Source organism: Belnapia mucosa (assembly GCF_016775475.1).
Lineage (GTDB): Bacteria > Pseudomonadota > Alphaproteobacteria > Acetobacterales > Acetobacteraceae > Belnapia > Belnapia mucosa.
In genome coordinates, this window is the sequence record NZ_JAEUXJ010000144.1 from 1 (window position 1) to 243 (window position 243).

At 49.0% G+C, this 243-nt stretch carries 1 pseudogene; it reads right to left on the reverse strand.

The features are described from left to right. Window positions 1–28: 28 nt before the first annotated feature. Window positions 29–243: pseudogene (locus JMJ55_RS30700) on the reverse strand (hypothetical protein); the annotation flags it as partial.

Consider the following 243-nt stretch of genomic DNA (forward strand, 5'->3'; position numbering starts at 1 on the left):
GCCAGATTTATGTAAATACATGAAGAAACTAGTTCTCCTTTTCCTGGACAGTCTTGGTACCACGCAGTCTACCGGTACGGCGAGCAGCAATGAGACCAACCTTGCGACCAGCTGGAGCATGTCTTCTGATGGTTGAGGGCTTGCCGATGTGCTGATGGTTACCACCACCAAAAGGATGTTCTACAGGATTCATAGCCACACCACGAACACGTGGCCAGCAGTTTCTCTTAGCCTTGTATTTGT